25 protein-coding genes are annotated in these 16854 nt (G+C 61.1%); all 25 read right to left on the bottom strand.

Annotated elements, in window-relative coordinates; all coding sequences use genetic code 11:
• Positions 1-9 precede the first annotated feature (9 nt).
• The 25 genes from I5803_RS18910 to I5803_RS22270 all read right to left on the bottom strand — a co-directional run bounded on the left by I5803_RS18910 (position 10) and on the right by I5803_RS22270 (position 16770).
• Complete coding sequence (locus tag I5803_RS18910; RefSeq protein WP_196987863.1) at positions 10-459, bottom strand: CopD family protein; 450 nt, start codon at positions 457-459, stop codon at positions 10-12.
• Positions 460-486: 27 nt separating this feature from the next.
• A complete protein-coding gene (locus I5803_RS18905; protein WP_196987862.1) occupies positions 487-1044 on the bottom strand; it encodes a GNAT family N-acetyltransferase in 558 nt (185 codons plus the stop codon).
• Positions 1011-1352, bottom strand: coding sequence for a hypothetical protein (locus I5803_RS18900; protein WP_196987861.1), 342 nt, complete (start codon positions 1350-1352; stop codon positions 1011-1013). Before I5803_RS18900 ends, I5803_RS18905 begins: the two co-directional genes overlap by 34 nt.
• A gap of 16 nt (positions 1353-1368) precedes the next feature.
• Positions 1369-1893 (bottom strand): superoxide dismutase family protein, encoded by a 525-nt coding sequence (gene sodC / locus I5803_RS18895; RefSeq protein WP_196987860.1) that lies wholly within the window; start codon positions 1891-1893, stop codon positions 1369-1371.
• Between the two features lie 117 nt (positions 1894-2010).
• Positions 2011-2499 carry a GFA family protein gene (locus tag I5803_RS18890; RefSeq protein WP_196987859.1) on the bottom strand — a complete coding sequence of 163 codons (489 nt, stop codon included), beginning with the start codon at positions 2497-2499 and terminating at the stop codon, positions 2011-2013.
• Entirely contained in the window at positions 2496-3068 is a 573-nt protein-coding gene (locus I5803_RS18885) for a GNAT family N-acetyltransferase (protein WP_196987858.1), read from the bottom strand. The genes I5803_RS18890 and I5803_RS18885 overlap by 4 nt, the downstream gene beginning before the upstream one ends.
• 50 nt (positions 3069-3118) lie before the next feature.
• Positions 3119-3562 carry a VOC family protein gene (locus I5803_RS18880; protein ID WP_196987857.1) on the bottom strand — a complete coding sequence of 148 codons (444 nt, stop codon included), beginning with the start codon at positions 3560-3562 and terminating at the stop codon, positions 3119-3121.
• A 46-nt stretch (positions 3563-3608) separates the two neighbouring features.
• Positions 3609-4010, bottom strand: a complete 402-nt coding sequence (locus tag I5803_RS18875) for a hypothetical protein (protein ID WP_196987856.1) — start codon at positions 4008-4010, stop codon at positions 3609-3611.
• Positions 4007-4537 carry a GNAT family N-acetyltransferase gene (locus I5803_RS18870; RefSeq protein WP_196987855.1) on the bottom strand — a complete coding sequence of 177 codons (531 nt, stop codon included), beginning with the start codon at positions 4535-4537 and terminating at the stop codon, positions 4007-4009. The genes I5803_RS18875 and I5803_RS18870 overlap by 4 nt, the downstream gene beginning before the upstream one ends.
• Before the next feature lie 3 nt (positions 4538-4540).
• Positions 4541-4975 (bottom strand): hypothetical protein, encoded by a 435-nt coding sequence (locus I5803_RS18865; RefSeq protein WP_231402459.1) that lies wholly within the window; start codon positions 4973-4975, stop codon positions 4541-4543.
• An 81-nt stretch (positions 4976-5056) separates the two neighbouring features.
• Entirely contained in the window at positions 5057-5887 is an 831-nt protein-coding gene (locus I5803_RS18860) for a hypothetical protein (protein ID WP_196987853.1), read from the bottom strand.
• On the bottom strand, positions 5884-6279 hold the full coding sequence (locus I5803_RS18855) for a GFA family protein (RefSeq protein WP_196987852.1): 396 nt from the start codon (positions 6277-6279) through the stop codon (positions 5884-5886). Before I5803_RS18855 ends, I5803_RS18860 begins: the two co-directional genes overlap by 4 nt.
• Positions 6280-6309: 30 nt before the next feature.
• A complete protein-coding gene (locus I5803_RS18850) occupies positions 6310-6702 on the bottom strand; it encodes a VOC family protein (protein ID WP_196988620.1) in 393 nt (130 codons plus the stop codon).
• A 55-nt stretch (positions 6703-6757) separates the two neighbouring features.
• Entirely contained in the window at positions 6758-7267 is a 510-nt protein-coding gene (locus I5803_RS18845; RefSeq protein ID WP_196987851.1) for a P-loop nucleotide/nucleoside kinase family protein, read from the bottom strand.
• A 651-nt stretch (positions 7268-7918) separates the two neighbouring features.
• On the bottom strand, positions 7919-8407 hold the full coding sequence (locus tag I5803_RS18840; protein ID WP_196987850.1) for a lysozyme inhibitor LprI family protein: 489 nt from the start codon (positions 8405-8407) through the stop codon (positions 7919-7921).
• A 123-nt stretch (positions 8408-8530) separates the two neighbouring features.
• Positions 8531-9760, bottom strand: coding sequence for a hypothetical protein (locus I5803_RS18835; protein ID WP_196987849.1), 1230 nt, complete (start codon positions 9758-9760; stop codon positions 8531-8533).
• A gap of 513 nt (positions 9761-10273) precedes the next feature.
• Positions 10274-10690, bottom strand: coding sequence for a DUF7684 family protein (locus I5803_RS22495; protein WP_435520862.1), 417 nt, complete (start codon positions 10688-10690; stop codon positions 10274-10276).
• Between the two features lie 97 nt (positions 10691-10787).
• Entirely contained in the window at positions 10788-11552 is a 765-nt protein-coding gene (locus tag I5803_RS18830) for a hypothetical protein (RefSeq protein ID WP_196987848.1), read from the bottom strand.
• A 111-nt stretch (positions 11553-11663) separates the two neighbouring features.
• Entirely contained in the window at positions 11664-12008 is a 345-nt protein-coding gene (locus I5803_RS22455; RefSeq protein WP_196987847.1) for a DUF4288 domain-containing protein, read from the bottom strand.
• A 774-nt stretch (positions 12009-12782) separates the two neighbouring features.
• A complete protein-coding gene (locus I5803_RS18820; protein ID WP_196987846.1) occupies positions 12783-13136 on the bottom strand; it encodes a hypothetical protein in 354 nt (117 codons plus the stop codon).
• Positions 13137-13266: 130 nt separating this feature from the next.
• Positions 13267-13602 carry a hypothetical protein gene (locus I5803_RS18815; RefSeq protein WP_196987845.1) on the bottom strand — a complete coding sequence of 112 codons (336 nt, stop codon included), beginning with the start codon at positions 13600-13602 and terminating at the stop codon, positions 13267-13269.
• A gap of 1015 nt (positions 13603-14617) precedes the next feature.
• Positions 14618-15058, bottom strand: a complete 441-nt coding sequence (locus I5803_RS18810) for a hypothetical protein (RefSeq protein ID WP_196987844.1) — start codon at positions 15056-15058, stop codon at positions 14618-14620.
• Positions 15059-15151: 93 nt separating this feature from the next.
• A complete protein-coding gene (locus I5803_RS18805; RefSeq protein ID WP_196987843.1) occupies positions 15152-15592 on the bottom strand; it encodes a DMP19 family protein in 441 nt (146 codons plus the stop codon).
• 142 nt (positions 15593-15734) lie between these two features.
• Entirely contained in the window at positions 15735-16229 is a 495-nt protein-coding gene (locus I5803_RS18800; RefSeq protein WP_231402458.1) for a YcxB family protein, read from the bottom strand.
• A gap of 97 nt (positions 16230-16326) precedes the next feature.
• Positions 16327-16770 (bottom strand): lysozyme inhibitor LprI family protein, encoded by a 444-nt coding sequence (locus tag I5803_RS22270; protein ID WP_196987841.1) that lies wholly within the window; start codon positions 16768-16770, stop codon positions 16327-16329.
• Positions 16771-16854 lie beyond the last annotated feature (84 nt).

Below are 16854 nucleotides of genomic sequence, written 5' to 3'. Positions count from 1 at the left end.
TCGGCGGCCTCAGCGCGCCGAGAGCGCCGCGGCGATGGTGCACACCGACAGCACCAGGTTCACCGCCACGCCCTGCCGGATCCTGTTCAGCACTGCTGCGCCTTGCGGCCACTGCGCCGCCTCGACGTGGCTGCGCAGCTTCGGGTACAGCATCCGATCGATGTAGAGAAAGATCGCGGCCATCACGAGGCCGAGCAGCAGCATCACGTGCCACCCGATGGGCGCGTTCGCGAAGCCCCTGAGGTACATCATCGCGCCGCCGCTCAACAGGATCGCCGCGACGGCGACGCGCACGAGAAGGAAGAAGCGCCCGAACGCCGCGGACCACAGCGGCAACCGTTGCGGCGGCTCGAGCGTCGATGCCGCTGCGGGGCGCAGGCAGAAATAGGCGAAGACCATGCCGCCCACCCACACGATAACGCCGGTAACGTGGATGAAGAGGAGGAGTTGGTGGGGCATGCGCCGCAGTGTAGGCCGAATACCGCTTCAGGAAACGGAGTCCGCGGCGTCGACCGCAAGTTCGAACCGGTCGAACACCTGCGCTCCCAACATCTTCTGGCTGTGGTGCCTGAAGCCAAAACCCTCGTACACCGCCCGCAATTTCGGCCGGCCGCCCATGCAGTCCAGGCGAAGGAAGCGTAGTCCCCTCGTCCGCGCGATGCCGACCGCATGCCGTAAAAGCGCGTGCGCACGACCGCGGCCCTGCTGCGAGGGGAGAACCGCAAGCTTATGAAGATACGCGGACGAACCATCGGGCATTTCGGGCCAGAAGACGGGGTCTCGCAACTCCAGCCGGAACACACCAACAGCCTCGGCGCCTTCGAATCCAATGTAATACAGGCCGTCGCGAACGTGTGGTGCCACCGTGGTCTCGCTCACTTCCGGCTCGCTCCAGACCTCGTACCCCTTCCGGCGCAAGTGCGCGGAGGCGGCGGAGAGGATGTGCGACACGGTCGCTGCGTCATCGGGCATCGCAACGCGCACAGTCAGCCACGAGCGCCCAGCTTCAGTCATTCGGTTCGATGCGGTTTGATCGGCGCCCACGGTTGGTTGTTCACCGGCCTGGGTTTGGAGAAGCCGAGCTTCAGGAAGAAGAAGCCCACGGCCCCGCCGAGCATGACGGAGAGCGGCGCCCACACGATGAAGGACAGTCCCATTCCCCACCACACGGACTCCGCATGGCGCTTCGACACGAGCCACGCCAGAGACGCCGGCGCCTCATCCCGCATCACCATCCGCGCGGCCTCCCAGTAGACCCAGGGGAAACCGACGATGGCGGCGAACAAGACCACCGCCAAGCCCGTACAGACCGCCTTCTGCAGGAGGCTGGTCGACTGCTGAGCCTGGTTCAAGCGACGCGTTCCCGCTTCAACCGCCGATCACGCCGCACGCCACGCGGGCGCCGCCGCCCCCCAAGGGGGCCGGATGGTCCGCGTGATTGTCGCCACCGGCGTGCACCATCAGCGCCCTTTGCCAGACGTCCGCCAGCTTGAGCCGCGGCGCGAGGACGGGTTGCTTCGCGCTGCCGTCGGCGGCCACGTAGAGCGGCGGCAGGTCGCCCAGGTGGCCGTCGCCCCAGGGCTCGCCGTGGCGCTTCGTGCCCGCGGGGTCGAGGTGCCCGCCCGCGGCGCCTGCCGGCACGGCCGCCCCGGCCGACTCGGTGGGTGCGCACGAAGGGTTGTCGTGGACGTGGAAACCGTGCAGGCCGGGCGCCAAGCCCGTAAGCGTGGGATAGAAGGCCAGGCCGTATCCAGTCTCCACGATGCGGACCGTGCCTAGGGATGCGCCGGCGCCCTTCGCGTCGGCGACATTCAACGTGACGCTCGTCTCGGCCGCGTGTGCGCCGGCGGCGGCGGCGATGAGGCATGCGGCAATCACGGGAAGACGATTCATGGATGGCTCCTGGGAAAAGTTGGCCGCTATTGTCACTGCTGGGATCGATCTCGCCAAGTCAGTGCCTTCCTCCAGATCAACTGGACTTCCTGAAGCAACAGCGGGTACGCACCGGCGTCAGGAGGAGCCTTCGCCGCGTGCCATGACGGGCGCGGCATGCCGTGTCGGCTCCATCGCCCGCCCGTCCAGCGTGGCCCTGGCCGTGTCGAAGCAGTCGACCCCGTGCGGAAGCGCCACGCCGGTCTGCGCGGAACGGGTCCAGATGTGCGAGCCGATCTCGACGGCGTCCGGGTCGTCCAAGCAGCCGCGGGAGATCGCGCGGATGTCGGGCCATCGCTCGAAGGTCAGCCCGATCGTCGTCCCGCAATTCGGGCAGAAATGAACATGGACCTTCTTGCCGCTGACGTCCGACGTGTGATCGAACTGCTTCAGTTCGCCTTCGTTGAATTCGACCGCGCTGCGTTGATACAGCGACTCGGCATAGAAGGAAGTCCCGGTCACCTTCTGGCAGAAGGTGCAGTGGCAGGCGAGCGTGCGCATCGGCGGCCCGCTGGCTTTGAACCGCACCCTGCCGCACAGGCAACCGCCCTGGACAACCAGCGTCATGAACGTCTCCCCGGCGCAGCCTGGCCCGGCCAGTCGCGGCGCAGCAAACCATACATGGCTGCATCCGAGACTTCTCCCTCGACGACCCAGCGTTCCCGGAAATGGCCTTCCTTCACGAAATGCAGGCGTTCGAGCAGTTTCATGGAGCGCTCGTTCCGCGGATCCGTGTCGGCCTCGATGCGGTTGAGCCCGAGTTCCGTGAAGCCATGGTCGATGAAGGCCGTGAGCGCTTCCTGCATATAGCCTTGGCCCCAGGCGTGCGACGCCATCATGTAGCCCATCTCCGCGCGGCTGCATTGCGTGTTGATCTCGAAGAACGTGCAGGTTCCGAGAAGTTTCCCGGAGCTCGTGAGTTCGATGCCGAGCCGCAAGTGATTCGTCACGGCCGGGTCGAGATCGCGCGCCACCATGGCGCGGCCGCGCTCCGGGTCTTTCCAGAGGGGCGAGCTCCAATAGCGCATCGACGCGGGGTCGGAGTGGATGTCGAAGAGCGGTCCGATGTCCGCCTCGGTCAACGGACGGAGGCGGAGCCTCGCTGTCTGCAGAAATGGTCTGTCGAAGTCGTGCATTCCAGGTTCAATTCAGCGACACCGGGCGTGAGGATCGTGATGCAGGGGATTCATGACTTTCCGATCTCCTGCGCAAGCCCGATGAGGATACCTTCCGGACCGCGGATGTAGCAGAGCCGATAGACATTCTGGTACTCCACCACCTCGCCGACAACCCGGGCCCCGTGCTTGCCGAGCCGCGCGAGTGTGTCGTCGATGTCGTCCACCGTGAACATGACGCGCAGGTAGCCGAGGGCGTTCACGGGTGCGTCGCGGTGATCGGCGGCCACCGCCGGCGAGAGAAACCGGGAGATCTCGATGCGGCTGTGCCCGTCCGGCGTGCGCATCATGGCGATCTCGACCCGCATGCCCGGCAGCCCGGTGACGCCTTCAGCCCACTTCCCTTCGATCGGGGCGCGGCCTTCCAGCTCGAGGCCGAGCTCACTGAAGAAATCGATGGCGGCATCAACGTTTTCCACGACGATGCCCATGTTGTCCATACGCTTGACTGTCACGATGTGCTCCCGTGATGCATTTCTTCGATGCCGCCTCCGTGAGGCTTCAAATCTTCGGCTTCGGCCGGCACGCGAGCTCGATCTGCACATGATGCCGGTTCCGGATGTCGCTCTTCCATGCGGCGCCCCATTGACGAATCTCCAACTTTTTGCCGGAGAGAGTCGCCAGCGCCGCGGCGACATCGTAGGTTCGTGGCGTGCCGTCCCGCGAGCTTTCGGGGACTGCGTGGAGCCATTCCACCACGTCCACCACCGCGCTGGCGCCATCCCGCAAGCAAACAGTGCGGGCGCGGGCGAGAAGGTCCCGGACTTTTTGCCTGCCCTCGTGCCCCATCGAGGTGGATGCGCCTTCGTAGATGACGACCACGCGCTCCACGTGCATGCGCGACTCGGCGTCCGCCAGCAAGCTCGTCGACAACAGCGTGAGAACGATCCAGAGCCGCTTCATGGACGTACGAGTTTGCCGGCCGGCATGACGAGGGTGAGCTCGTCGATCTCTGCACCGTACTGCACCGCATCCCTTGCCGTACCCGGCTCGAACCCGAGTTTTCGAAGCAGGCCCAACGACCGGAAGTTGGCCGACTTCAAGACCGCGACGAAGGTGTGAACGCCGTAGGACGCCACCAGTTCGCCGAGCATGCACCGGATCGCGGCGCTGCCGATGCCCTGCCTCCAGAATCTGCTCGCGAACTCATAGCCGATATACGCCGCAAGACTTCGGTACACAGTCGCCTGCACATAGCCTGCCAGTTCGCCATTGGGAAGCCGGACGACCCAGTTCAGCCACTGCTCATTGCCGTCCGGGGACAGGCGCGATTCCTTGCGGCGGAAGCCGGCGGCCAACTTCTCCATGGATGGCGGCGGCACGCCTTCGTACTCGTAAATGGCCGGATCGGACAGGACCGTGAACATCTCCGCCGCGTGCGCTTCCACTTGCGGCTCCAGCCTGCAACGCACACAGTCGAGCGTATTCACTCGCTACTCAAGAAACGCCGGACCCGCGTAGTGCGTCGCGACCACGTGGCGATCGGAATCGGACGCCGAGAAATAGATGTCGCCACCCAGGCGATAGGTGAATCCGCATTGCGTCATCTGCATGCGGAACGCAGGAAGCTCGACATTCGCGCAGCGCCTGCCGGCGGCATCCACCTGCCAAGTGCCGATCGCCTCGCTCGATCCATGGCCCTGCTTGTTGTGGACCACGCCCACGACGGTGCCGTCTGCCCGCATCGCCATGTAGGCATCCGCGTCGGCGGTCTTGCGTACGAACCTCACGTCGCCCAATGCGTGAACCTCCGCGGGAGACAGTTTCACCGCGCCGCCATCGAGCAGCTGGCCCAGGCTCGACTGAGCGTGCGCGACGCCGCCGCACAGGAGAACAACGATGGCGAGAGAGTTCATCGACTTGTTCATGCAATTCCCCAGGTGTTGGACATGGAACCCAAGGCGGTTATATCAGCCATCGGATGAGCCATCAAGCAAGGCCGAACCCGTTCAGTAAGGCGCCGCCAGCTTCGCGAACTTCATGGGCGTAAAGTCGTGCAGCATCTTCTCGCCGCCGAGACCTTTCGAATCGAATTGGCCTGCGTAGAGGCATCCGTTCTCCGCCCAGACCAGGCGGCCCCCATCGACTTCCGCCCATTCCCATTGATGCTTGGGGATCGTCTCACCCGTGCGTGTGTCGACGAGTTCATGCGCATCGAAGTAGACACCGCGTCCCACCGGCCGTTGCAGCGTCGCGTGTGCCAGCTTGCGAAGTGTCCAGTGCTCGCCGATCCGCTTTTCAAAAACGCTGGTCGTTCCGACCGTGCCCTGGGCAAGCGTGTGCCGCAACTTCCATCCGTCGCGCTGCAGGCGGATGTAGTAGACGCCGGGGCATTCGCCGCCGTAATGCTCATGCCATGGATACGCGGTGTCCCGTTCGAGGCGCCGATCGTCTTCGAGCACCTCATGACCATAGCCATCATTGAGCCAGTACTTCTTCGCGGATCTGAAGAGACCTCCGCCATGCCAGCAGTCTCCCTTGGCGAACAGGGATACGGCCTTGAGGTAAGGCGCACGCGAAATGGCAGACCACGCGCCCTTGGCGCTGGACTCCCAGCGTCCATTCATGGCGAAGTAGATCAGGTGCTTGCCGTCCGGCGACAGATCGCATCGCCGTTCGTAGATGCGACCGTAGAGCCACTGACCGAGCTCGAACTGGTCAGTCTGCCGGTCCCAGCCGATGACTGCCGTGTGCCGCGTCGGCCCGCGTCGGATGACGACGGCCGCCGTCGAATCGCGGGCGAGCAGGACATGGAGCCGCGCCGGGATGTCGCGTGTCATGCCGTGGATGGCGGTTCGCTGGACGAGGGCATCTCGTCGAAGAACTTCCAGGTATCCGCTCCGTCGAACTTGCGCACCCTGACGGACGCGATGAGCGCCGGGTCGAAGCATCCCAGATGGACGCCGTGCTTCGCGCCGGGCTGGGGATCGGTCGGCTCCCAGTGCGTGACACACCCGCAGGTGCGGCAGCGGATCGTGCGCAGTGTCCTGTCGCCCTGGATGTATTCGGTGGTGTGCTCGGGGTGCCCTTCGATCCGGACGGTGCCGTACTCGAAGTAGACCCAGGGCCCGCCGATGCGGCGGCACAGGGAACAATTGCAGGAAGTCGCCACGGCGGGCGTGGACGGCAGCGTGAGTTTGACGGCGCCGCAATGGCAGCTTCCTTGATGCATGGCAGTGTGCTTTCGTTGGTTCGGGTCGAATCACATCGGTGAATGGCAAGCCACACAGAGCTTGTTTCCCTCCGTGTCGCGAAAGTAGGCGCCATAGTAATTGGCGTGATACTCCGGCCTCAACCCCGGCGCGCCTTCCGAAGTGCCGCCGTGGGAAAGCGCGAGTTCGTAGACACGGTCGACCGTCGCGCGGTCAGGCGCGGCAAACGCAGCCATCTGGCCGTTTCCCGGCTGATGCGATTGCCCGTCGAACGGCTTGCCGATCAGGAACAGCGGCCTCACCGTCCCCGGCGTTTGCCATCCCGCCCAAGGACGGCTGCGGTCGCAAAAGCGCAGCTCGATCCCGAGGGCTGTCATGACGGCCTGGTAGAACGCCAGGGCGCGATCGAAATCATTCACGCCGACGAAGAGGTGGGAGAACATCATCACCACCTCTTCCTGATGTAAGCCAGGGAGCGCCCATCGGGCGTGTAGATCGTCATCCCGCCGCCTTTCCATGCACTTGAACCGCAAAGCCTTCTTCGGCCGTCGGCTCCTGGAAAAAGGAGGAGATGTGGAGGAAGTCCTGCTCGGACAGTGGATGGGCGCCCTCCGGCATCTCCTGATTCCTCTGCGCGATTTGCGTCAGGCAGGTGGTGTCCGGCGTATTCAGGTAGTGCAGGGTATGCGCGGCACCGGCGGACTCGTAGAGCGATCGGAACCAGGCTCGCGAGGCCCTCGTGTTGCCCGGAAAGTCCAGTACCACGTCCTGGCCAAGGCTCAGCAGCTCCGTGACCAACGGTCCAACGACCGACCTTGCGCGTTGAGAGCAGGCAATGTAGTCCTCGAACGTCTGCATCCGATCGCCGAAGAGTCGGGCAAGCCAGATATCTTCGCAGAGGAGGACGGCGCGGGCTTCGGAAGCGATCCTCCTGGCCACCGTGCTCTTGCCTGCGCCTGCCTTGCCGCAGAAGAAGTGGAGGTGCGCGGTTCTTTGAGGAGTGCTCATGGCAAATGTTCGAGAAGTCTAACGTCGAAGTTTCAGGACGGAACACGCTCCCAGCGATGCTCGGGCTGGGGCCGCCACTCGCATGTGGGACAGTGAAGGTAGCCAATGCGCAAGGCCAGGTTGGACCGCAAGGTGCGGACGTACTTGTGCGTCCATGTCGACTGACATGTTATCCATCACGCCTCCGCACTAAGACATGTGCGGATGCAGCCAAACAGAGCCTGACGCCAAGCGAAAAATAGAAAGCGCCCATCAGAGCCGAGAAGGCTCCGACGCCGTGACGCTGGAGTGCTGGCACGATCATGACCAGAGCATAAGTGCCGGCTGAAAACCAAAGCAGGATTGCGCCACTTAGCCGCCCGAAGCTCACCAACGCCGCGCCTGCAACAAGCGACAGACCCACGACCAAGCTCGCGACCCGGAACAACACAGTCATATCATCGACGAAAAAGCCGCCAACCACCGAGGCAAGCCCGTAGCCGGCAGCGATGACTGCGACTCCAACGAGCGAGACTCGCGACTTCGTCATAGATAACGGTGGAGGAGACCGGCACGGACCGGCAGCGCGCCGCGAGGCGGAAGATATATTCGAGAGCTTCGTGGCGCCATTCGGGTGGAAGTCCGCTCGAGCGAAGGGTTAGCCGTCATTGCTCAGCCCGCAAAGCCCTTGAGGTACTCGATTCTCTTGGTGGCTTCGACCTCGAGACAAGTTGCAAGGCGGTGCGGTGACCTGTAGTTGCCCATAACACGCTCGACTTCGAGAGTGCAGTGAGCGTCTCGGAACTTCGCCCAGTTGCGCTGACTTAACAGAAGCGACCGAGGTCGAATGCGTCCTTGGGCTTTGAGTGCCGTGGACAGTTGGGCGTACTCTGTCGCTAGCTGCTTCTCGGCCTCACCGAGCAACCGACGTTGCTCAACAATTTTCGGAGCCAAAGAGTCACGGCACTGGCGCTCGAACTGCGTTCTGTCGGTTGGTTTGGGCTCCGCGTGTTCGGCCAACCACCAGCACTCGCCGAACGCGACCGACTCGACTGACTCCATGGTCGCTTCTGTTAGAGCGTATTGCGCACCGGCAAGTGGCGGCGTAAGCGCCAGCGTCACGAACAGAGTGAGACCAACGGGGATGCGTGCTATGTTCATGTGACGCCTAACGTCGGAGTTGACCGGCACTCACCGGCACTCACCGGCAAGGCGCCGCAAGACGTATGCTCCCGCGCACGGCTTGCGGCGCCTTGCCGGTGCGTGTCCGCGTCGAACGACCTGTTAGGCATCATGCGGCGCGCCTGGCGTGGGCAAGGCATCGATAACAGCGATGGCTTCGGTGACCAACCGCTCTGCGTTTTCAAACTCGCCCACGAGGCGTTCCAGAGCTGCGACCTGTTTTCGTTTCGCGACGTTGAGTTCCTTGGTCATTCGCGGAAGTGCGGCTGTGGTGTCCCTGAACTCACCGATAGATCCGCGCGCTCCTGCCAGCGTCGCGAGCAAAGTCGATGCGGCCGCTTTGGTTTCCGCGACTTGGTCTGGGGCCAGTTCCGCCGCTAACGTCGCTACCTTCACAAGTGCTGACATGCTCCGGTCCGCAGCAGTACGAAACAGCGGAATCTCCGCCTCGACCCGTGTAGTGAAGCGAAGCATCTCATCGGCTATCCGACCGATGGATCGCCTCATCACGGCCGGCGGCACCTGCTTTCCAGCGATTCTCAGCTCGTCGAGTTCCTGGGTTCCTTTCGTGGTGTGCTCGGTAAGTTCCGCTTGCGCAGCCCCGAGTCGAAGGGCGATCTCTGCCATTTCCGCCGATCGCTCGGTGAAAACCTCAAGCAAGTCAATGTATCCGGCGTCTTCCTCGTCGTTCGCAACCTCTTCGACATGCTCGGATTCCGATTCGCGCGCTGGTGCATCGGGAATGACCGGGATTGATGTAGTCGTAGACGGTCCCAGCACGTCTGTTCCCTGGTCTCGCCGTTTACGCCAGGCTTGGACATGCCTCGTCAGGTGAAGCTCGACCAAGTTTTTGAACTGGTCCAAGTCCGAGAAGTCCCATGACAGTAGACCCGTATCCTGCAGAGAGGCCTTGAACTCCAACACCTTAGCGAGCTGGTGCGGATCGAGCTTGCTCGGAGAGATGGGCGCATCCTTGAAGTAAAAGAGAATGTCTAGTGAATCCGGCGCCTCACGGTAACGGGCCAGCGCGCGGTCAAACTCCTCCTTTGTGCCTGAGCCAGCCCGACCAGTGGGGGTGCCGAAACGGGACCACATGACTCCGACGAACAAGTCGTAATCGGCGGGAAGCTGGCGGTTGATCACGTCTTGTGCGTCAACTCCGATGCCGGGAAAGGCGTCATCTTCCCAGCGCACCAGCTCAAGGCGTAGGCCAAGCTCCCGGCTCCATGCTCTGTTCCAGTCAGCAATGACTTCGGCAAACCGCGAGCGCTCGTCCGACACGTCGGACGGGGATGCGAGGAAAATGGTGAGTACGTCTTCGGTTCTCGGCATAAGGGTTCATTCGTGACCGCAACATTCCAGCTGAATCGCAGCTCCATGAGAAGTGACGCCTAACGTAGACGTAACCGGCAGCCGCGGTAAGGTGCGACCGTAGGGGCTGACGCCGGCGGCGTCCGTGTTCACGGACCTGTGAGATGTCATGCGCCCTAAGGTGTCGTTGAACATGAGCTTTCACCATAAATTTGCAAAACCGGCTGCAGCGGCTAGCAACCCGACTCCCACTGCAATCACAACGCACCCCAAAGCGACTGCCTCAGTACCTTTCAGTCGAGTGATGGGCTTCGTGCCTCCTTCACTCACTACGGACACGCCGCGCGCGCGAATGAATTGAACTCCGACATAGAGGGCTATCAGCCCGCATAGTGCTTCGACAATGTGGCGGACTTCCATAACATCTAACGTCGGAAATGAGCGGCGGACAGTAGACCGGCGAAGCCGGCTGATGGGAAGTCCGTGTCGATTGACTTGTTAGACCTCACCGCACCTCCCGTGTCGATCGATTTGCTAGGCCTCAGCATATGCGTCCAACATTTCCTTCTGACGCCCGTCGTTTGATATGTGGAGCAGAACGGGTCGAACCAGTTCGACAGTTGGATGGTCTGCATTGTGCTTCGAGCACCAAAACACCTCGCTGAGGGATTCTCCGTCATGCCAAGTAGTCATCACAAATCGATCCTCAGGGATATCTCTGTACTCGAATTGCTCAAGATTCGCCTCGTCGACCGAGTCGTCCCAAGAACTGCAACCTTCTCCCCACGCCATCATGTAAAGACAGCCAATACCAAGAAGCCATGCGCTCACTTCGGCCTGCCAAAACGGAGAACAAGGTGCATCAGCGATCACGACTACCCGCGAGGGTACGTTGTCGAGCGATGACAACGCTCCCCCCGGCGGGACTTGTAGATACAGCGGCACTGACATGAGGTCTAACGTCGGAGTTGGCCGGCGACCGGCGGGTAGGGCCGCAGCGCAGCGAAGGCCCGCCGCTGGGCGGCCGCGTCGAACGACCAGTTAGCCATCACTTTTGCGCTCCATCGCCACCTTCGCCCTCCGTCTGCGGCGCCTCAACTAGCTTACCGATAGACTTAGCTTTTCCGAGTTGCGCCTTCAATGCTCGGACCGAATCCGCCCTGCTCCTCTTTTCGTCTGGCACTACATAAATCTCGTGCAGCACCGCCTTGAACGCACCCAAGAACAGTTGCAGGTGCTTGCTATCCCATGCCACCCAACTTTGCTCATGCACGTGGTCACTGGTCATGTCCTTGATATGTCCGAGGATCTCGAACAGCTCTAGATCCACCGAAGGCTGCTTGCCTGCTAGATCTTTGATCTTGTCGTCGTAGTTCGGACCTGTAGTCTCTTGCAGGGCGAGGAGCTCGTAAATTGCCTTCCGCGTGCACGCCGATGCGCCCGTTAGGTAGTTCATCTTGGCACATCCTTCTGCTTCGGTTATCAGCTCACGGATCGTGCGAGGAATACGGGCATCTACCACGAAGAAGGACGTAGGAACTGAGTAGAAAAATGCTTGATCGAGGTCGACGTTCTCTCGAAATCTCGGATTACTCCAGCCTTCCTGCTGGAGTGACTGAAAAGTGAGATGCATTGAAACCTTCTCACAGCTGTCGCACTTCACCCGCCAAATATCGCACCTCTTCTCGTTGGACCAGCTGAACGTGCTTCGACCGAGATTGGAGTAGGCGACGTGGCGGCGGTTGCAGAACGGACAGTTGTAGATACTCCGGTCGATGAAGTACTTCATGTCGAGGTGAGATTGATCGGCCATGGCGTTCCTGTGAAGGCTAACGTAGAAGTGAGCGGCGCCCAAGGCAAAGAGCGCGCGCAGCGTGCGGCACCACTTGGGTGTCCGTCTCGACTGCCTTGTTAGACCGCATTGTCACGAGTACGTGGGCTCCGAGGATCCGGGGTTGAAGCTGGACTCAAATGACAAAGGAGCGTCTGACTCCAGGACGTCCATCATAGAGCCAACCTCTTTCCCCTCAATCGGTTCTTCGAGCCTCCAAATGTGTTCGACTCGCACAAATGCCCACCGAACCCACTGACCTTTGTCATTCTGATAACGATGCTCCTGTGCCTGCCCGAGCTTCAACGCGCGCTTGAATGCACTCGAGTTGTCACGGGCCTTGACGATCACAAAGGGGTAGTCGCACGTGTTGCGCTTGCGTGGCTTGCGTCCCTCGACCAATACGACAACGAGTAAGCGTGCGCAAAAGAGAGGCATCGTGCGGTCTAACGTGAGCGTGACTGGCGCACACTAAGTGCGACCAGCGTGAGCAGACGCCGGTGGGCGTCCATGTCGACGGACAAGTTAGGCATCGGGCGTGCCTTTCCAATGCTGAAATCGTTGGGCAACAAATGCGCGAACTTGTACATGCGCGGCGTCGTTATCCGAGGGCTCCAAGCCTTCTGCGCGAATTACAGCCTCCGCAAATGTCCCAGCCTCCCCGACCGCAAGCGCTACGAACAGTGGCTCGTTTCGACTCGCGAGACAGAAGCCAAGTTGTTTGCAGAGATCCGTGAGCAGAAATCGGACTTCTTGGACCTTCGGAGACTTTGCCATCTGCTGCCTAACGCAAGACTGACAGACGCTGCGCAGAAGTTAGCGAAGCGTCCGAGTCGGGTGACAAGTTAGGCAGCGTCATTGACGTCATCTGTTTTTCCGAAGCCAAGCAGCTTTCCTACAAGCGCTATGACGAGTGCGGCTGGAACGCTCAGCACCACGCCCAGGACGAGTGAACTTAACCCGGCAAGGGCGGCGCCAATCGTGGTGCTCGCATGCGCACACACGACGGGGGCTGAGCCAAGCCCACCAGTGCACCCAAGCAAGGAACTGAGCCCTATGGCGGCCGAGCCCACAACCACAGGAAAAAGCGCGATTACGATGCAGAAGCGTCCCAATGTCATTTCCGCTGCCTAACGTCCGAATTGACCGGCGACGCGGAGGCGAGCACGCGCAGCGTGCGCAGCTGCCGTGGCGTCCGTGTCGAATGAGATGTTAGACAGCGCCGCCATGGAACATGCCTTCGGCGAAGAACCGCGTGATGATGGCCGCGAAGACCAGGCCAACGATGAACAAAACCCAGCGAACTCTGAGCCACGTACTACGCAGCGCGGAGAGCTGAGCGAACACGTCCACCGGGTAAGCCGCACAGTACGCCACGTTCGCCAGAACAGCGAGTAGGAAGAGGCCTTGCGCCAGACCGAAGGACAGGACCGACTTAGATGCGGGTAGACCGGCGATGAAGAAAGCACCGACGATGAGCGCGAGCACCAAGTTGTAGAGCACGCGCCGCGTCTCCCAATACCGGATCGAGTTTGCGAGAACGTCGCGGAAGGCAAAGTCGCTCATAGTGCTGTCTAACGTCGGAGTTGACCGGCACGCACCGGCAGTGCGCCGCACGGCGTAGGCTTGTCCACACACCTTGCGGCGCACTGCCGGTGCGTGTCTGTGTCGAACGACCTGTTATGCGGCGCCTGCCTCACTGCTCCAACTCCCTCTGCGCTTCCCTCCAGTACTTCGCTAGCTCTCGGCTCACCTTCATCTGACGGGTGTGCTCCAAGAAGCAAGTATCCACCGCGTTCTCAAGACTTCCCGGAACGACGGATGAGCGGGCGAGCAGGCGTGCAAAAGCTTTGAGCTGCTCCGGTGTGAACTTCTCAAAGTTCTCGCCGAAGAAAGGGTTGAAATGGAAGAGAAAGATAGCGTGATACGTGAGCTCGGCCTCCTCTTCGGGCTCCGTCTGCGGCGCGAACGCCGGAAAGATCGCGTTCAGCTCCGATAGAAACTCGCTAGGTGAAGAAGGTGCGGGCTTCATCGCGCGGTATAACGTTGGCAGTAACCGGCTCGCATGAAGCGCGGGCGCGAAGCGCACGGAAGCGCGTGCGTGTCCGCGTTGACTAACCTGTTATGCATCTCGCTCACTTGCTCTGTTCTCCCTCAGCTTTGGAACGCAATCCAAGGATCTCGAAAAATCCTCTCGTGGTCGTCTCGGAAGTCAAGGGCGGAGCTGGAGCGTAGGACTTCCAAATCTCCCGACCGTCAATCTCGATCGTGAGGCTGGAGCCCGGCCAAGCAAACACAGTCAGCGGCGTTCCGTTCTCCAGTTCAAGCCCGCCTTCGACCTCGCTTACAGCCCAAAACGTTGCCGACTTTCCCGGCGGGATATGTACTTCCTCCGCCCATGGCTCAAGCCACACCGTAAGCATTACAGCGGTGCCATTTGAGATGGTTCGGGAGTCAGACGCCATTCTGTGAGGCATAACGTAGACGTAACCGGCGACCGCAGCAAGGTGCGACCGAAGGGAGCGGACGATTGCGGACGTCCGCGTTGATGGGCATGTTAGAGCGGATCACGTAGCAGTCTCGTTAAATGGTTCGGCCGCGACCTGGAATTTATCCTCATACACAACGTACCCAGGCCGCGACGTGTGAAGCACTTCCACGGCAATGTCGTGTGCTTGAAGGATGCCAACAATCTCTCTCATTTTCGCAATGTGCTCTGTCGCGCTGTCTCGAAACCAGCTCAGCGCAACGTTCTTTGCATGCGGCTTAGAAGAGCGCGTGAAACTCCGCGGCTTCCGCAGGTGCTTTCGGAACCACTCGTAGATCTCTTCGTATCGGTCTTGCTCGTGGGGATCAAGGACACCTGCGTTTTCCAAAGCCGTCATCGCGTGGAAAAGACCTTGGCGCCTGCCGGAGTCCTCATCGTTCTTGTGAATGACGAACCGCACGAACACGCTGAGCTCTAACGTCGGAGTTGACCGGCGACGGGCAGAAAGGACGAGCGCGAAGCGAAGGCCCGCGGCCGGTCGTCCGTGTCGAACGACCTGTTAGGCAGCATGACGGCGGAGTAAACGTTGAAAACGTGCATCTTCCTTCGGCATGAAGTACGTCGCGTGTGGGAAGGCATGCCCCACGTGCTGCGTCGGAAAGTACACCCACCAATCCGAATCCCGCGCCACTAACTCATAAAGATGCATGCCCAGTACTTGGGAGGGCTTCGCGGCGGCAAAGGCCTCGTTGAACTGGCGGTGAAAGTTGTGCTGCGAGCCGAACCTCGTAAGGATCTCTGAAATGACCTGCTGTGAGTCGATGTACGGGCGCGGCTGGCCACGCGCGGCGTCGATGGCCCCTTGAAGGGCCGATTCCGCCAGGGCATGCAAGCTGCGGGCGTCCTGAACAAATGCAAAGTACTCCGCCCAGTACGGATTCAGCTTGGCGCGATCCAGCTCCGGACCTATTTCGGAGCGGCATTCAATATCTGTGATCATGGTTTTGCTGCCTAACGTGCGTGTGACCGGCGACTTGCGGGAGGAGCCGGCGCAGCCGGCGGACGCCGCAAGGCGTCCGTGTCGACTTGCTTGTTATGCGGCAAAGGCACTTCGGTTCCTCTCCACGTATTCCGCAAGCTTGATGAAGACCGATTCATCGCCACATAGCTTCCAACTCAGGACTACAAACTCGTGCGATCGGTCGCTCTTCACGCTCTCAATCCACGCTTGCCGCTTCGCCTCGTGCAATTGCGGCTCCTCGAACGGGAACATTCGTGCAGCAGCCTCTATGCCGGCGGCGGCAGCAACTGCTCCAACTCTCTCGAACGCCTCTGCGAATACCGAGTAGGGAGGGTTTCCCGGAAAGTCCGCCTCGAAGAAGTACTCGAGGCCTCCATTGTCGATGATGCCTTGCGCGGCTTCAACAATCAGCACAGTTTGAAGCGGCTGGGATAGTTTGGCCAGATCGCCACCAAACGCGTCTAGGCGGTCAACGGCAATTTGCCAGAACTCTTGGAGCTCCTCGAAACTCATGCTGCCGTATAACGTCGGAGTTGACCGGCGCGCACCGGCAGTGCGCCGCACGGCGTAGGCTCTTCCGCACGCCTTGCGGCGCACTGCCGGTGCGTGTCCGTTTCGAACGACATGTTAGGCCTCAGCGCACTGATGTAAACGTTCAAGTGCCGACCTTTCCGCCGTTGGCTGCAACTCGTGAAACGACGAAAGCCTGATCCTCCTGCGTCATCCGAGCCAGCGGTAATGTGATTTGGCTGGTCCGCGCCAAGACGATGATCCAGAAGTCCTGGTAGCGCCAAAGCTGCTGAACTGCGGTCCAAGGCAAGGTTGCGGAGCCAAGCTCCGACGCGATGCTGAAGCTGTCCGCGTCCGCACGAAAGCTCGCCTCAGGATTCCGCATTGCAGTCAGCTTGCGCAGGGAGCTACGCAATGAGAGGACGAAATGAACGGCAGGGAAAATTCCACCCAGAGCCACAGTAGCGGCCAACACACCCACAAACCAAGAGCGATCTCCACGTGCGACCAAGTAGCAGAGGGTGGCCGCCACGAAGCACAATGCAACAACGAATCGAAGTCCGAACGCACGTCTCCAACTCGCGATGGCCGCGGCTCGGACGATGCCTTCGGAGTACGGCAGTGAAACGGCTACTGACATGAGGCCTAACGTGAAGATGACCGGACCACCAACACGCGCGGCGGAGCCGCCTCCTGCTGTTGTGGGTCCGTGTCGATTGACATGTTAAGGCGCTCTTTCATTCCGTGAACGCCTTCAAGAACTTGATGCGCTCCTTCAGCTCGCGTTCATTACACATCGCCGCAAAATGAGTGACCCAGAGGTTGCTTCCGCCTTCTCGGCCGCCAACCAGCGCGCAGTTCTCCCGCTCGTAGACCAACCACGCACGTTGGGACTTTCTGAGTTGCTCTCGCTCCTTGCGCTTGTCCATTTGGTCCTGTTCGGGAAGGGCCTTCAGCGCGCGCAAGTAGGCGACATTCATCTGCGAATCCAGCCAGCCAAGGTATTGTGCGAGACAAGCTACGTCGGCTGCATTTCCTTCGCCGCCGCACCCGCTATCCTCCAGTGATTCAAACGGCGGCCTATCGGCTCGCCGCGCCGTTTTCGGATCCGCTACAGCCTCGGCGCCAAGCGTTCCGCTGCAAACAAGCGAAAGGGCGAGAGGTAATAGGCGAATACGCATGCGCTTTAACGTCGGAGTTGACCGGCACGCTGCGGCAAGGCGCCGCGAGACGTATGCTCGCCCACACGGCTTGCCGCGCCTTGC

The sequence above is a fragment of the Caenimonas aquaedulcis genome, assembly GCF_015831345.1.
GTDB lineage: Bacteria > Pseudomonadota > Gammaproteobacteria > Burkholderiales > Burkholderiaceae_C > Ramlibacter > Ramlibacter aquaedulcis.
This window is presented reverse-complemented; position numbering and strand designations above follow the sequence as displayed.

What these genes read in the sequence shown, in the direction of transcription:
- I5803_RS18910 (WP_196987863.1), bottom strand. Translation starts at nt 459, where the DNA reads ATGCCCCACCAACTCCTCCTCTTCATCCACGTTACCGGCGTTATCGTG.
- sodC (WP_196987860.1), bottom strand. Translation starts at nt 1,893, where the DNA reads ATGAATCGTCTTCCCGTGATTGCCGCATGCCTCATCGCCGCCGCCGCC.
- I5803_RS18890 (WP_196987859.1), bottom strand. Translation starts at nt 2,499, where the DNA reads ATGACGCTGGTTGTCCAGGGCGGTTGCCTGTGCGGCAGGGTGCGGTTC.
- I5803_RS18885 (WP_196987858.1), bottom strand. Translation starts at nt 3,068, where the DNA reads ATGCACGACTTCGACAGACCATTTCTGCAGACAGCGAGGCTCCGCCTC.
- I5803_RS18875 (WP_196987856.1), bottom strand. Translation starts at nt 4,010, where the DNA reads ATGAAGCGGCTCTGGATCGTTCTCACGCTGTTGTCGACGAGCTTGCTG.
- I5803_RS18865 (WP_231402459.1), bottom strand. Translation starts at nt 4,975, where the DNA reads ATGAACAAGTCGATGAACTCTCTCGCCATCGTTGTTCTCCTGTGCGGC.
- I5803_RS18860 (WP_196987853.1), bottom strand. Translation starts at nt 5,887, where the DNA reads ATGACACGCGACATCCCGGCGCGGCTCCATGTCCTGCTCGCCCGCGAT.
- I5803_RS18855 (WP_196987852.1), bottom strand. Translation starts at nt 6,279, where the DNA reads ATGCATCAAGGAAGCTGCCATTGCGGCGCCGTCAAACTCACGCTGCCG.
- I5803_RS18850 (WP_196988620.1), bottom strand. Translation starts at nt 6,702, where the DNA reads ATGTTCTCCCACCTCTTCGTCGGCGTGAATGATTTCGATCGCGCCCTG.
- I5803_RS18845 (WP_196987851.1), bottom strand. Translation starts at nt 7,267, where the DNA reads ATGAGCACTCCTCAAAGAACCGCGCACCTCCACTTCTTCTGCGGCAAG.
- I5803_RS18840 (WP_196987850.1), bottom strand. Translation starts at nt 8,407, where the DNA reads ATGAACATAGCACGCATCCCCGTTGGTCTCACTCTGTTCGTGACGCTG.
- I5803_RS18835 (WP_196987849.1), bottom strand. Translation starts at nt 9,760, where the DNA reads ATGCCGAGAACCGAAGACGTACTCACCATTTTCCTCGCATCCCCGTCC.
- I5803_RS22495 (WP_435520862.1), bottom strand. Translation starts at nt 10,690, where the DNA reads ATGTCAGTGCCGCTGTATCTACAAGTCCCGCCGGGGGGAGCGTTGTCA.
- I5803_RS18830 (WP_196987848.1), bottom strand. Translation starts at nt 11,552, where the DNA reads ATGGCCGATCAATCTCACCTCGACATGAAGTACTTCATCGACCGGAGT.
- I5803_RS22455 (WP_196987847.1), bottom strand. Translation starts at nt 12,008, where the DNA reads ATGCCTCTCTTTTGCGCACGCTTACTCGTTGTCGTATTGGTCGAGGGA.
- I5803_RS18820 (WP_196987846.1), bottom strand. Translation starts at nt 13,136, where the DNA reads ATGAGCGACTTTGCCTTCCGCGACGTTCTCGCAAACTCGATCCGGTAT.
- I5803_RS18815 (WP_196987845.1), bottom strand. Translation starts at nt 13,602, where the DNA reads ATGAAGCCCGCACCTTCTTCACCTAGCGAGTTTCTATCGGAGCTGAAC.
- I5803_RS18810 (WP_196987844.1), bottom strand. Translation starts at nt 15,058, where the DNA reads ATGATCACAGATATTGAATGCCGCTCCGAAATAGGTCCGGAGCTGGAT.
- I5803_RS18805 (WP_196987843.1), bottom strand. Translation starts at nt 15,592, where the DNA reads ATGAGTTTCGAGGAGCTCCAAGAGTTCTGGCAAATTGCCGTTGACCGC.
- I5803_RS18800 (WP_231402458.1), bottom strand. Translation starts at nt 16,229, where the DNA reads ATGTCAGTAGCCGTTTCACTGCCGTACTCCGAAGGCATCGTCCGAGCC.
- I5803_RS22270 (WP_196987841.1), bottom strand. Translation starts at nt 16,770, where the DNA reads ATGCGTATTCGCCTATTACCTCTCGCCCTTTCGCTTGTTTGCAGCGGA.